The sequence below is a fragment of the Natronomonas pharaonis DSM 2160 genome, assembly GCF_000026045.1.
GTDB lineage: Archaea > Halobacteriota > Halobacteria > Halobacteriales > Haloarculaceae > Natronomonas > Natronomonas pharaonis.
On the sequence record NC_007426.1, the window covers coordinates 2,383,110 to 2,396,440 of the forward strand.

Annotated in this window: 15 protein-coding genes and 1 tRNA gene; 12 read left to right on the plus strand and 4 right to left on the minus strand. The window is 63.8% G+C overall.

Translation table 11 applies throughout. The features are described 5' to 3' along the window. The first annotated feature begins 23 nt into the window (after nucleotides 1–23). Genes trkA through NP_RS12095 form a run of 3 tightly spaced genes read left to right on the plus strand, consistent with a single transcriptional unit; the run spans nucleotide 24 to nucleotide 4,461 of the window. Nucleotides 24–1,361 (plus strand): Trk system potassium transporter TrkA, encoded by a 1,338-nt coding sequence (gene trkA, locus NP_RS12085; RefSeq protein WP_011324154.1) that lies wholly within the window; start codon nucleotides 24–26, stop codon nucleotides 1,359–1,361. A gap of 7 nt (nucleotides 1,362–1,368) precedes the next feature. Next, a complete protein-coding gene (locus NP_RS12090) occupies nucleotides 1,369–2,871 on the plus strand; it encodes a TrkH family potassium uptake protein (protein ID WP_011324155.1) in 1,503 nt (500 codons plus the stop codon). A gap of 45 nt (nucleotides 2,872–2,916) precedes the next feature. After that, complete coding sequence (locus tag NP_RS12095) at nucleotides 2,917–4,461, plus strand: TrkH family potassium uptake protein (RefSeq protein ID WP_011324156.1); 1,545 nt, start codon at nucleotides 2,917–2,919, stop codon at nucleotides 4,459–4,461. 1 nt (nucleotide 4,462) lies between these two features. Here NP_RS12095 and NP_RS12100 read toward each other — a convergent pair whose 3' ends face one another. After that, nucleotides 4,463–4,807, minus strand: coding sequence for a hypothetical protein (locus tag NP_RS12100; protein WP_049939726.1), 345 nt, complete (start codon nucleotides 4,805–4,807; stop codon nucleotides 4,463–4,465). Between the two features lie 88 nt (nucleotides 4,808–4,895). On the opposite strand from NP_RS12100, the gene NP_RS12105 reads away from it, so the two are divergent. From NP_RS12105 to NP_RS12125, 5 genes are all read left to right on the plus strand, one after another. Further along, complete coding sequence (locus NP_RS12105; RefSeq protein WP_011324158.1) at nucleotides 4,896–5,516, plus strand: adenylate kinase; 621 nt, start codon at nucleotides 4,896–4,898, stop codon at nucleotides 5,514–5,516. 107 nt (nucleotides 5,517–5,623) lie between these two features. Further along, nucleotides 5,624–6,520, plus strand: coding sequence for a DUF106 domain-containing protein (locus NP_RS12110; protein WP_011324159.1), 897 nt, complete (start codon nucleotides 5,624–5,626; stop codon nucleotides 6,518–6,520). A 57-nt stretch (nucleotides 6,521–6,577) separates the two neighbouring features. Continuing rightward, nucleotides 6,578–7,156: a (d)CMP kinase gene (gene cmk, locus NP_RS12115; protein ID WP_011324160.1), complete on the plus strand. Its 579-nt coding sequence runs from the start codon at nucleotides 6,578–6,580 to the stop codon at nucleotides 7,154–7,156. A 3-nt stretch (nucleotides 7,157–7,159) separates the two neighbouring features. Continuing rightward, on the plus strand, nucleotides 7,160–8,038 hold the full coding sequence (locus NP_RS12120) for an RNA-guided pseudouridylation complex pseudouridine synthase subunit Cbf5 (RefSeq protein ID WP_011324161.1): 879 nt from the start codon (nucleotides 7,160–7,162) through the stop codon (nucleotides 8,036–8,038). A gap of 57 nt (nucleotides 8,039–8,095) precedes the next feature. Further along, nucleotides 8,096–8,166: transfer RNA gene (locus NP_RS12125), tRNA-Pro, on the plus strand. 115 nt (nucleotides 8,167–8,281) lie between these two features. Here NP_RS12125 and NP_RS12130 read toward each other — a convergent pair. Beyond that, nucleotides 8,282–8,611, minus strand: coding sequence for a 2Fe-2S iron-sulfur cluster-binding protein (locus NP_RS12130; RefSeq protein WP_011324162.1), 330 nt, complete (start codon nucleotides 8,609–8,611; stop codon nucleotides 8,282–8,284). A 144-nt stretch (nucleotides 8,612–8,755) separates the two neighbouring features. Between NP_RS12130 and NP_RS12135 the strand changes: the two genes are divergently transcribed. Together NP_RS12135 and NP_RS12140 are read left to right on the plus strand one after the other, a co-directional pair. After that, nucleotides 8,756–9,046, plus strand: a complete 291-nt coding sequence (locus NP_RS12135; RefSeq protein ID WP_011324163.1) for a hypothetical protein — start codon at nucleotides 8,756–8,758, stop codon at nucleotides 9,044–9,046. 218 nt (nucleotides 9,047–9,264) lie between these two features. Then, on the plus strand, nucleotides 9,265–9,612 hold the full coding sequence (locus NP_RS12140; protein WP_011324164.1) for a hypothetical protein: 348 nt from the start codon (nucleotides 9,265–9,267) through the stop codon (nucleotides 9,610–9,612). Between the two features lie 6 nt (nucleotides 9,613–9,618). Here the strand turns inward: NP_RS12140 and NP_RS12145 are convergent, their stop codons facing one another. Next, nucleotides 9,619–10,047 (minus strand): acyl-CoA thioesterase, encoded by a 429-nt coding sequence (locus NP_RS12145; protein ID WP_011324165.1) that lies wholly within the window; start codon nucleotides 10,045–10,047, stop codon nucleotides 9,619–9,621. A gap of 89 nt (nucleotides 10,048–10,136) precedes the next feature. Next, nucleotides 10,137–11,918, minus strand: coding sequence for a dihydroxy-acid dehydratase (ilvD, locus tag NP_RS12150; protein ID WP_011324166.1), 1,782 nt, complete (start codon nucleotides 11,916–11,918; stop codon nucleotides 10,137–10,139). A gap of 184 nt (nucleotides 11,919–12,102) precedes the next feature. Between ilvD and NP_RS14475 the strand changes: the two genes are divergently transcribed. Together NP_RS14475 and NP_RS12155 are read left to right on the plus strand one after the other, a co-directional pair. Then, nucleotides 12,103–12,240 (plus strand): rubrerythrin-like domain-containing protein, encoded by a 138-nt coding sequence (locus NP_RS14475; RefSeq protein ID WP_011324167.1) that lies wholly within the window; start codon nucleotides 12,103–12,105, stop codon nucleotides 12,238–12,240. 60 nt (nucleotides 12,241–12,300) lie between these two features. Continuing rightward, a complete protein-coding gene (locus NP_RS12155; protein WP_011324168.1) occupies nucleotides 12,301–13,272 on the plus strand; it encodes a beta-ribofuranosylaminobenzene 5'-phosphate synthase family protein in 972 nt (323 codons plus the stop codon). Nucleotides 13,273–13,331: the final 59 nt, after the last annotated feature.

Sequence of the window (13,331 nt, forward strand, 5' to 3'; positions counted from 1 at the left end):
AGGCTCCCGCGAATCGAACCGGTATGCGTATCGTCATCGTCGGTGCCGGCGAGGTCGGAACCTCGATCGCAGACAGCCTCGCCGCAGACCACGATGTCGTCGTCGTTGATATCGACGAGGACCGCGCCGAGACGCTCAAATACGACATCGACGTGATGACACTGGCCGGCGACGGCACGGCGCTTTCGACGCTGCAGACCGCCGACGTCGGCTCTGCTGACCTCTTTATCGCCAGCACGGACGACGACCGCGCTAATCTCGTCGCGTGTGGGACGGCCAAAACCATCGGCGACCCGTTCACCATCGCCCGGACAAACAGCGTTGAGTACCTCCGGACGTGGGAGCTGACCGAGTCAGCGTTCGGCGTCGACTTCATGGTCTGTTCGGACCTGCTGACCGCCGAGGACATCGTCCGCGTCGTCGGGCTGCCGTCGGCGGTTGATGTTGACCCTTTCGCGGGGGGCCTTGTGCAGATGGCGGAGTTCGAAATCTGTGCGGGAAGTCCAGTCGCCGGGCAGACAGTCGCCGAGGCCGACCGCTTCGAGTCGCTAACGTTTGCCGGGCTGTTCAGGGACGGCGAGATGGTGCTTCCGCAGGGGGACACCGTGGTCAAGCCCGGCGACCGTGCGGTCGTCATCGGCAGTCCCGAAAGCGTACAGGCGTTCGCCAGCGACCTCGCGCCGGAGGCCACCCCGGGCGGCGCCGACGAGATTGTCATCATCGGCGGCTCCGAAATCGGCTACCAGACCGCCCGGCTGCTCGAAGAACGAGGTCTAAAGCCTCGGCTCATCGAACAGGACCACGACCGGGCGCGAAAGCTCGCCGAGGAGTTGCCGGAGACGCTCGTGATGGAACACGACGCCACGGATACCGAATTCCTCGCCCGCGAGCACGTCGACGAGGCTGACATCGTCGTCGCGGCGCTGGACAGCGACGAGCGCAACCTGCTTGTCTCGATACTGGCGAGCCGGCTGGGAACAGAACGTATCGTCGCCGTCGTCGACAGTGCCGAATACGTGGACCTGTTTGAAGAGATCGGCATCGATGTCGCAGTCAACCCCCGGCAGGTTACCGCCGAGGAGATAACGCGGTTCACTCACGGTGGTGTCGCCGAGAACATCGCCGTCCTCGAAAACGACCAGGCGGAGGTGCTCGAACTGGAGCTGACCGACAGCGGTTCCCTCACCGGACAGACGGTCCAAGAGGTCGCCGACGGCCTCGACGCCGAGTTGGTCTTCGGGGCAATAACGCGAGGACGAACGCTTATCGCACCACGGGGTGACACCGAATTGCTCCCCGGCGACCACATCGTCGTCTTCGTCGAGACGGCGTTTGTCGATGAGCTGACGAGGATGGCATAATCGACCGATGGTCAGGATACGCGTCGATTGGCGTGCGAGTCTCGACCTCACGGGCCGGGTACTGCTGTATCTTGCTGCGCCGCTGTGTTTCCCACTCGTGTTGGCGGTGTGGTACGGCGAAGCGCTCGTGCCGTTTCTTGCCGCCATTGCAGTGACGCTGGCGCTCGGAGCCAGCCTCCGGACGCTACCCGGCGACCCGGGGAACCTCGGTCCCAGAGAGGCGTTTCTCGCCGTTGCGCTCATCTGGCTGCTCGTGGCGGCGGTCGGAGCGATACCATTCATCGTCGCTGGTGTTGGAACCATCGCCCACCCGGTGAACGCGATGTTCGAGTCGATGAGCGGGTTGACGACGACCGGGGCGACGGTGCTACAGGAGTTCGACCACCACAGCCGCTCGGTGCTGATGTGGCGACAGCTCATCCAGTGGCTCGGCGGGCTCGGGATTCTCGTACTCGCGACGGCGATTCTCTCGGAGATCGGGGTCGGTGGGGCGCAACTGATGGAACGGGAGAGCCAGACAAAAAACGTCAGCAAGCTGACGCCGCGCATCTCCGACACCGCCAAGCTCATCTGGGGGCTGTACGTCGGAATAACACTGCTCGCGGTGGGTGTCTACTATGGGCTCCATCTCGCCGGGGTCGCCCCCGAGATGGACCTGTATAACGCTATCGCCCACGCGTTTACCTCGGTCGCGACCGCCGGGTTCTCACCGGAACCGCTGAGTATCGGGGCTTTCGAGCCGATTGTCCAGTGGGCCATCATTCCGTTTATGATCGCAGGGTCGACGAGTTTCGTGCTCATGTATATCGCCATCAACGGCGAGCCGATGCGACTGCTGCGAAACGACGAGTTCCACTTCTATTTGGGTACGCTGGGGCTCTTTTCGGCCATCGTCGTCGCAGTCCTCGTCTTCGACGGGACCATCGATTTCAGCTCCGAGGAGACGATTCGGCACGCCCTGTTCAATGTGACCTCGATTGTGACGACAACCGGGTATGCGAGCACCGACTTCGAGCTATGGTCGGCGGCCGCGAAGTACGTCCTCTTTCTCTCCATGTTCACCGGTGGGATGGTCGGGTCGACGACCTGTTCGGTCAAGTCGCTCCGGTGGCTTGTTGCGCTGAAATCGTTCCGGCGGAACCTCTTTACCAGCGTCCATCCCGAGGCGGTCCGACCGGTCCGGCTTTCGGGCAGTCCTGTCGACGAAGAGACCATCCGCGACATCTACGCGTACCTCCTCTTGGTCGTCGTCATCTTTGCGGTATTCGCCGTCTTCGTCGCTGTCGACGCCGACCGGGCCGGCATCGGGCTGTCAGCGTTTGAGTCGATGGGGGCAGCCGCCTCGACGTTTCTGAACATCGGTCCCGCGTTCGGCGAGGCCGGGCCATACGGAACCTACGACATCTTCCCGATGTCGACGAAGGTAGCGATGATACTGCTGATGTGGATCGGTCGCATCGAGATTATTCCGGTGCTTGTGCTGCTTACCGCCGCCTTCTGGCGGTCGTGACCGGACCCGTCGGATTTATCCGAAGAGCTGTTGAACACCAAGCGAATGCGGTCAATCCGTCTCCGTGTCGACTGGCGAGCCACGGCGAGCCTCCTCGGGACCGTCCTGAAATATCTCGCGGTCGCCCTGCTCGTCCCGCTAACTGTCGCAGTCATATACTGGGAGGACATCTGGGTCTTCGCTGTCGCTATCGCTATCACGGTCACGCTCGGTTTCACGCTGGAACGACTTGACCCGGAGCCGGACATGGGGCCCGCAGAAGCGCTGTTGCTTGTCACGGTGTCGTGGCTGGCTGTCGCCATGGTGGGGTCGGTGCCGTACCTGCTGGCCGGCTATGGGACGGCGTCGACGCTTGCAAACCCCGTCAACGCCCTTTTTGAGTCGATGTCGGGCTTTACGACGACCGGGGCAACGGTAATGGGAGAGATATCGACCGACCAGCACTCACACGCGCTTTTGCTCTGGCGACAGCTCACCCAGTGGCTCGGCGGGATGGGCATTATCGTTCTAATGATTGCGATTCTGCCGGAACTGGCGGTCAACGGTGCCCAGTTGATGAAGACCGAGGCACCGGGACCGGAGCTCCAGAAGCTCACCCCTCGGATCGCCGAAACTGCCCGCGTGCTGTGGCTCGTCTACTTCGGCTTCACCGTACTGCTTGCGGCGTTGCTGTACGGACTCCATCTGGCCGGCTTCGCGCCGAATATGCACCTCTACAACGCTGTCGCCCACGCCTTTACAACGCTACCGACCGGCGGGTTCTCGCCGGAAAGCGACAGCATCGCCGCCTTCTCCGCGGTCGTCCAGTGGGTTATCATCCCGTTCATGGTCATTGCAGGAACGAACTTCGCGCTCTTTTGGCACCTACTTGACGGGGACATTCGGACGCTGCTGAACGATGCTGAGTTCCGGGTCTACGCTGGAGCGATTGCGGTGCTGTCCGCAATACTGGCTGCGTTGCTATACGGCGGTGCGGCACCGGCACAGGAACTCGGCGGCACGACGGCCGGCAACACCGAAAACGCGCTTCGGCAGGCCGCCTTCCAAGTTGGCTCGCTGATGAACTCGACGGGCTTTGCGACCAGCGACTTCGCCCAGTGGGGCCCGACGGCCCAAGCGCTGCTGTTGTTCACGATGTTCGTCGGTGGGTCGGCCGGCTCGACCGGCGGTGGTATCAAGGTCATCCGCTGGCTCGTCGTCATGAAGGCGATACGTCGGGAGCTTTCGGTGACGGCGCGGCCTGAAGCGGTCAAGCCGGTCCGGCTCGGCGGTTACGTCGTCGACGAGGACGTCGTTCGTGGCATCATGGTCTTTACGCTGCTGTATCTGGCGCTTTTCGGCGCCGCAACGGTATTTTTCGCCGTAGATTCGCTCCGGGTCGGCTACGAGTTGAGCGTCCTTGAGGCGATGTCGGCTTCGATTGCCACGTTGGGGAACATCGGTCCCGGCTTCGGAATGTTGGGGCCGTTCGGCAGCTATCTCGGGTTCCCGCCGGAGACGAAGATCGTCATGGTGTTTCTGATGTGGGTCGGGAGGCTAGAAATCATCCCGGTCCTTGCGGTGTTCACCGGCGCATTCTGGAAGCGATGAGTCACTCGACCCGAAGCTCGTAGTCCTCGTCGGCACCGTAGACGGTCCGGAACAGCGCCTCGACAAAATCGGCGGCGTGTTTCGCGTCGGTGACGGCCGAGAGATAGACGACGCCGTCGTCGGCCGTCCGAGTCTCGGGCTGTTTGATTTTGAACACGTGGTACTCCGAAAGCAGCGTCGCAAGCCGCTCTCGCTCGTCGGCGGCGGCGTCGAGCCGGAGCCGCCGGTCTTCGTAGCCCACACGGGTGTCCCCTGCCACGAAGGTCACCGTGCCGCCGTCACGCCTGACAGCGAGGATGTGTTCGACGAGTAAGCGGCGGCGACCCTCGGCGTCGGTCGCTCCCATCGTAGCCATGTCGGGGCGGCCGGCACATGAAGCCGGCGCTCGGCGGCATTCAGACAACTCTTTTAGGGGTCGGTTTGAACGGGCGAGTATGAGTCAGCCGAAGATTCTGCTGCTCGGAGCACCGGGGGCAGGCAAGGGGACACAGTCGAGCAACATCGTCGACGAGTACGGCGTCGACCACATCACGACGGGGGACGCGCTGCGAGCGAACAAGGACATGGAAACCGAACACGGGACGCCACGGGAGTTCATGGAAGCCGGCGAGCTCGTTCCCGACCCGGTGGTCAACGAAATCGTCCAGGCAGCCATCGACGAGGCCGACGGCTTCGTCCTCGATGGCTACCCGCGGAACCTCTCGCAGGCGGAGTATCTCTCCGACATCACCGACGTCGACGTTGTCGCGCTGCTGGATGTGGGCCGCGATGAACTCGTCGACCGGCTGACCGGCCGGCGGATGGACCCCGAGACCGGTGACATCTACCACACGGAGTTCAACATGCCCGACGACGAAGAGGTTCGTGAGCGACTCGTCCAGCGCGACGACGACACAGAAGAAACGGTCAACGAGCGTCTCGACGTCTTTGACGAAAACACCCAGCCGGTCATCGACTACTACGAAGACGAGGGCGAACTCGTCCGCATCGACGGCGAGGCGAGCCCGGACGAAGTCTGGGACGACCTCCAAGCCGCCATCGACGACGCGCTGTAGACAGCAGCGAAACCCGGCCGGCAACAGCGACGCTTTTTTCGAGACTGCGTGTCGAGCGGCGCATCGAAGGTAAAAGGTTGATTACCCACGCTTCGTTAGGGGCGGTAATGGCACGTACAGCGTCGAAGGTACAGAGCCTCGTCAAAGAGGACGCGGAGATGGAGGAGGCCCTCGAGTACGTCCTCGAAACGGCCGACGAGGGGAGCGTCTCGTGGGGCGATGTCTCCGACGAGCTAACCAGCGGCCAGTGGGGCCGCCTCATCGAAAAGGGGATTCTCGTCGACTCCGACGGCGAGGGGTTCGATGTCGACGACCCCGACGGCGTCCGCGAGGCCCTCGAAGACGACGACCTCGAGTTCCCCGACCCGCCGGATGCGGATTCGTCGTGGACGAAGTGGGATAAGGGAGCCGCCGTGGGTTCGGTGGCGATGTTCGCCGGCTACATGTTCGACTCCGTCCGGGAGCCGCTGGCCGACGCACTCAACCTGCTTTTGGGCCCGCTTTTGGACCTGCTGCCCTTCTTTGCCGTCGTGATGGTGCTCGCGCTGTTTACCGGGCTCTACTCGACGCTGCTGCAGTCGAACCTGATGGACATGGAGGTCATGGGCAAATACCAGGGCCGGATGAAAGAGATTCAGGAGCGCCGCAAGGAGGCCAAAGAACGCGGCGACGACGAGGCGCTCGAACGCATCCAAGAAGAGCAGATGGAGGCGATGGCCGACAACCTCGGGATGTTCAAAGAGCAGTTCCGGCCGATGGTGTGGATTATGCTGCTCACCATCCCAGTGTTCCTGTGGATGTACGCCGTCGTCGGCTTCCGTGGAGCGCCGCTGTATCCCGAGATCGAACTCGTCCCGGTTGTCATGCCCATTGCCGGCGAAGTCGACTGGACCCACGGCCTGCTCGGCCCGATACAGGTCTGGATTGTCTGGTACTTCGTCTGCTCGATGTGCTTTACGCAGGTGCTTCGAAAGGCACTGAACATCCAGACGACGCCGACGTGACCGCACGCCCTCGCCGCGAAGGGTAACGTCTTTCAACGCCAGCGGCGGAGTACTGATATGTTGATAACCATCTCCGGGCCCGCCGGCAGCGGCAAGAGCACCGTTGCCGCCGGGCTAGCGGAGTCGCTCGGGTACGAACACGTGAGCGGCGGTGACATCTTTCGCGACCTCGCCGACGACCGCGGGCTGACGCCGTTAGAATTGAACAAACGCGCCGAGGAAGACGACCAGATAGACCGCGACCTCGACCGGAAACAGCGGGACATCGCCGAATCGCGGGACGATATCGTGCTCGAATCCCGGCTGGCCGGCTGGATGGCCGGCGAACACGCCGATTTCCGCATCTGGTTGGACGCACCGCTCAGCGTTCGCGCAGAGCGCATCGCCGACCGCGAGGACAAATCTGTCGAACTCGCCCACAACGAGACGAAAGAGCGCGGCAAAAGCGAGGCGCTCCGCTATCGGGAGTACTACAACATCGACATCGAGGACCGGTCGATTTACGATTTGGCGCTCAACACCGCACGCCTGTCGCCGGACGGCGTCCGTGCTGTCGTCGAATCGGCCGTCAACGCCTACGCGCCCGACGACGACGAAGGACAGACCCCCGTCGAAGGCGTCACCTACGAGTTCTAAACGATGCGTGAACGTGGCCCACCGGCCGACCGTGACCCCGAGACGCTGCTGGAGTTCGGCGTCATCAACCTCGACAAGCCCCCCGGCCCCTCGGCACACCAGGTCGCTGCGTGGGTGCGGGACATGGCCGGCGTCGAGCAAGCCGCACACGCCGGCACGCTGGACCCCAAAGTCACCGGCTGTCTGCCGGTGCTGACCGGAACGGCGACCCGTGCCGCACAGGTCTTCGACGAGAGCCGCAAAGGCTACGTGGCTGTCCTCGAACTCCACGGCACCGCACCGTCAGACCTCGAATCGACTGTCGCGGAGTTCGAAGGACCGCTCTACCAGAAGCCGCCGCGGAAGTCAGCCGTGGCCCGCCGGCTCCGTACCCGCACTGTCCACCGGCTCGACGTACTGGAGTCCGAAGCCCGGCGCGTGCTGCTCTCAGTCGAGTGTGAAAGCGGCACCTACATCCGAAAGCTCTGCCACGACATCGGCCTCGCTGTCGGAACCGGCGGCCATATGGGGCCACTGCGTCGGACGAAAACCGGCGGCTTCGACGACCGGACGCTCGTGACCTTCGAGGACTTCGCTGATGGGCTGGCGTTCTGGCGGGACCACGACGACCCCGAACTGCTCTGTGACGTCGTTGCTCCGGCCGAGCGGGCGCTTGAGGGACTCCCGCGTCTGACTGTCGCCTTCTCGGCGGCGTCAGAGATAGCCAACGGCGCGCCGGTCTACGCGCCCGGCGTGTTGGCCCACGAGCTCGACGGAGCCGATGAGGGCTCGCTTGTCGCCTGTTACACCCCCGATGGTGCAGCGGTCTGTCTCGGCTGGCTGGTCGGCGACCCCGACGCTGCCGACGGTACCGTCGCCGAACTCGAACGTGTCCTCGTTTAACACGTCCACGGCGAAACGAAGAGGTTAAACGTTCCAGCGCCGTCCCTCGAAATGCAAGGGACCGTGGGGTAGTGGTATCCTCTGCGCATGGGGTGCGTTGGACCCGTGTTCGAATCACGGCGGTCCCATTTTTCCCCGTACAACAGGAAGTCAGTAGACGTTTCAGCGTCTCTATGGCAGGTTAGCGGGCTGAGTATAACGATAACCAGCATCTGAGCACACGCCTGGACCTGCTTGGTCGGCCTACTCGCTTTCGCACCGGGTGTGTTGTCCCCAGAATCCGGGATATTTTGTAACCGTCACATCGCCGAGCACCCGCGTCTGGCAGGCGAGCCGGAGGCCGGATTCCGGGTCGTGGGGCGGAACGGCGAGCCGCGACCGCTCGCGCCGACCGATGTTGCTTACCGCACCGTCGATTTCGACCGCACACGTCCCACAGGTACCAAGTCCACGGCAGTTAAGCAGGTCCGAACGACCGTTGTGTGGAGAGAGGCCGGCGTTTAGCAGGATATCGCGGAGTATCGCTCCCTCCTCACACTCGATTTCCCGGCCGAAGGCGGTGACCGTTGGCATACGACATGTTGCTTTGGAAAGGGCAAAAACACTCCGACGATGTCGGCTACGGGTTTTGTAGGCGGCACCAACAGCCATCGGGACGGTGTTGACTGAGTAGAGCGACCGACATCGTTTACTTCTCCGATGACGATTGCGAGCTAAATGCAGCGCGTGACCGAAATCATCGACACAATGCACGACGCCAACTCGGGGTCTTCCATCCGGGTTGAAACGGAGGCCGATGTCTACCACGGAACGGTCACCGAGACGGAGTACACGCCACCCGGAGCCGACGAGACAGGACACGTTCGCGTCGAGTTTCAGACCGCAGCGGACGAAACGTTCGTCGTCCGAACAGCCGCGAGCGACGCCGCCCGGAAGTTTTCACGACCGGAGGTACAGCCGGCTACGGGCGGGGAAGCTGCCCCCGTCGGCGCGTTCGACTTCGAGTAGCGGCGACGAAAGCCAAAGGACGGGAGGAGGAGTCGGTGGGAGAGGCCGGGCGTATCCGACTCGCCCGAGTCGGGATGCCCACTTGGGGTCTTGTCCGCGGTGAGAATAGCCCCTATGGCGGCAATTTGCGGTGGGTTCAAAAGCAGCCTGCGCACGGTTGGCAACCGCCCAGCGGGCACGTCCGGAGGCTTTTATATCGTCGCGGTTGAACGTCTGGTGTGGCAGATTCCTTCGACAGCGACACCCGCCCGCCGGACGATGTCGACGACACGCCGACAGTGTCGTGTTCGCGGTGCGGTGATGAGTGGGACCTCGACTACGAACTGGACACCCTCCGAGTCGGCAACCAGGCCGTCGAGCGGTTCGCACTCGACCACAAGCGCCACACCGGCCATTTCCCCGACGACGTAACGCCGTGGGTCGCAGCCTGCGAACAGTGTCCGGACGGCGACGAGTTCCTCCGCGAGCGGCCCGCACAGCGGTGGGCTGAGATTCACGCCCGCCACACCGGTCATGCGGTGTCACTCAAGGGGTCCGACGACGAGACGGCGACGGTTGACAGGTAGCGCAAGCTACTCGTCTGCCATCTCCTGCAGCCGTTTTCCCTCTTCAGTCTCGACGTCCAGTTCCGGTACCTCGACCGGTCGCAGGTCCTCATTGACCGCGACGAAGACGAAGTACGATTCGGTCGTTACCTCACGGTCACCGTTCAGCGGGTCCTCGCCGTAGGCCCGGACGCGAACGCGGACGCTTGTCCGACCCGCCTCGTAGGCGTAGGCCTCGACAAGCGCTATTTCACCGATTTCGAGCGGTCGTTCGAAGTCGACGGAGTTGATGTGGGCAGTCACGCATGGACTGCCGGCAAACCGCATCGCGCTCATCGCACCGGCTTCGTCCATCCAATTGAGCACGTTCCCCCCGTGGGCGGTTCCGAGATTGTTCGCATGGTGGGGTTGGATGCGGTTCCGGTCTTCGATGAACGTCTCCAGCAGTTCGACCATGGAACACGGTTGCGGACGGGGAGGGCATAAACCCGTTCCCGGTAGGACCCGGCATCGGAGCAACGGGAACCGAAAGACGGGAGCAGGGGCTAGTGCTGGTCGTTGTGGAGTCCGGGGTTCGTGACCGCGCCATTGGCGGCCGAGCCGAAGAGGCTCCCGTACTTGGCGACAACGCCGTTCGTGTAGGCCGGTTCGGGGTCGTCGCGCTCGTCGAGACGCCGTTCGAGCTCCGAATCAGAGAGGTCGACCTCGATGGTTCGGTCGGGGATGTCGACGGTGATGTGGTCACCGTCTTCGAGCGCGCCGATAGGGCCGCCGACAAACGCCTCCGGGGCGATGTGACCGATCATCGGCCCGCGGGTCCCGCCGGAGAAGCGGCCGTCGGTGAGCAGCGCCACATCGTCTTCATGGCCAGCACCGACGACGGCGGCGGTGACACCCAGCATCTCCCGCATGCCGGGGCCGCCCTCCGGCCCCTCGTTGCGGATGACGATGACGTCGCCGGACTCGATGTGGCCCTCCTGGACGTACTTCATCGCGTCCTCTTCGTTTTCGAAGACGCGAGCGGGGCCTTCGTGGTAGAACTCATCGTCGCCGGTGACCTTCAGCACCGCACCGTCCGGCGCGAGGTTACCGGTGAGAATCTTGATAGCGCCTTCGGCTTCCTTCGGGTCGTCGACGGGATAGAGGAAGTCAGCGTCAATTTCGTCGTCGGTGGGGAGCCCGTGTTCCGATTCGAGATGAGCAAGCTCCTCTTCGATAGTGCGGCCGGTGACGGTCAGCTGGCTGCCATCGAAGAGGTCTGCCTCCATGAGCCGCCGAATGACGACGGGGACGCCGCCGATTTCGTGGAGGTCGTTCATCACACGGTCGCCGCCGGGCTGGAGGTCAGCGATCTTCGGTGTCCGACGGGAAATCGCATCGAAGTCCTCGATATCGAGGTCAATGCCGGCCTCTGCTGCCAGCGCGAGCAGGTGGAGGACGGCGTTCGTCGAGCCGCCCATCGCCGTCTGGAGGGCGATGGCGTTCTCGAAGGACGTACGGGTCAGGATGTCCGAGGGATGTCGGTCTTCTTCGACGACTTCGACGGCGAGTTCGCCGGCGCGTCGGGCGACGGCGTACCGCTCGTGGTTCTCAGCGGGCGGGGAAGCGCTGCCGAGCGGTGCGAGCCCGAGCGCCTCGGACAGCGAAGCCATCGTGTTGGCGGTGAACATTCCGCCACAGGAGCCTGCGCCGGGGCAGGCGTTGCGTTCGAGGTCATCCAACTCGTCGCCGCTCATTTCGCCCTGTGCGTAGGCGCCGACGCCTTCGAAAACCTGCACGATGGTCACGTCTCGGCCCTCGTGTTGGCCAGGCATGATGGAGCCACCGTAGAGAAAGACCGAAGGGAGGTCTGTCCGGATGGCAGCCATCATCATTCCGGGAAGGTTCTTGTCACAACCGGCGACGGTCACAAGCGCATCCATCCGTTCGCCGAACGAAACCAGCTCAACGCTGTCGGCGATGACTTCGCGGCTGATGAGCGAGGCCTTCATTCCCTCGGTGCCCATCGAGATAGCGTCGGAGATGGTTATCGTCCCGAACTCGATGGGCATTCCGCCGGCCTCGTCGATACCCTCAAGGGCCGATTCAGCCACGTCGTCGAGATGAACGTTACAGGGCGTGATATCCGCCGCCGGGTTCGGCACACCGATGAGTGGTGACGAGAGGTCCTCGTCGTCGTATCCCATCGCCCGGAACATCGCCCGGTGGGGCGCACGCTCCGGTCCTTCGGTGACCTCGCGGCTTCGAAGCCGCTCGTCTTTGCCGTAGGCCCCCGGTTCGTCGCCGTCGAGGGCCGCGTCGTCGTCTGGCTCGGTCTGCTGGCTCATATTCGGGGGGTGGTGGTCGAGTAACTTAACCACCGGTGTCCCGGTGGCCGATATGGGGCAGTTGAAGATGCAAATAATTGTCGGCTAAAATAGTACATCCAGTTACCGTGTCGACAGACAGTCAGAAATACGTATTACTATATTAGGGTAGCGCTTAATTACCATCACTCGAATCCCACGGTGTATGAGACCAATAAGCACGGCCTCGAAGGCGGACATCTACGAGTGTTTCGACTGCGGTGTGCGCATTGAGACGACGGTTGCGGGGCGCTGTGACTGTGGTGGTGAGTTCGTCCATCTCGGCCGAAGCCGAGACCTGTAGCCAGCGGCGAAACGTGGCCGGGGCGAAACCGACAACACGGCCAGCCACGAAGGACCGGCAATGCGAGTCCGTGTCGAAACCGGCGGACGGGTTCACATCGGGTTCCAGAACCTCTCGCTGGCCCACGAACGGCTTTACGGCGGCGTCGGCCTCGCTATCGACGAGCCACGCGCCGTTGTTGAGGCGGAGCCAGCGTCGACCGTTGAGTGTGACGACGCTGTCGTTGCGACGTACGCCGAACGGGCCTGCAGCGAACTCGGCGTCAACGGCGCACGCGTCGAGGTCTGCGAGCGGCTCCCCCGTCACGTTGGCCTCGGCAGCGGGACACAACTGGCGCTAGCGACCCTTACTGCGGTCGCCCGCGCTCACGATGTGGCCCTCACTGTTCGGAAACGAGCGCCGGCGCTGGGCCGTGGCGGCCGCAGCGGCGTTGGCGTCGCGACGTTCGAGGCCGGCGGATTCGTCGTCGACGCAGGACACCCAACAGAGCGATTCACGACCGACCCACCCGCCGCCGGCTCGTGGACGGTACCTGAAGTGGTCGCCCGACGGCGGGTCCCCGACGACTGGCGGCTCCTGCTGGTGCTGCCGGACGCCGCCCCCGGCCGTAGCGGCGACGACGAAGACGAGAGTATCCGCGCTGTCGTCGAAGACGCCGACCCGGGTGTCGCCGACGAACTTGCTGGCGTCTTGGTTCGCCGGCTCCTGCCCGCCGTCGCGGAAGGGCGGCTCGATGCGTTCGGCGATGCCGTCGGCGCGTTCGGCCGGCTCAACGGCGCGTGGTACGCCGACCAGCAGGGTGGCGTGTATCGCCCGCCCGCCGGCCGAATTATCGATAGGTTGTCCGACTGCCCCGCGGTTCGCGGGCTCGGTCAATCGTCGTGGGGACCGGCGGTCTACGGCGTCACGGACGCATCGATGGCGGCGGACGCGACAGCGGACGCGAGGGCGGCGCTCTCGGAGCTCGGCGTCGACGCCCGGGTACAGGTCGTCGAACCGCGTAACGAAGGAGCCCGCGTCGAGACGCTCTGAGGAACACGCCGGCGTCTCGCTCGGTGTGTGTCACGGGGGCACTGACCGCTGCCCGGCGG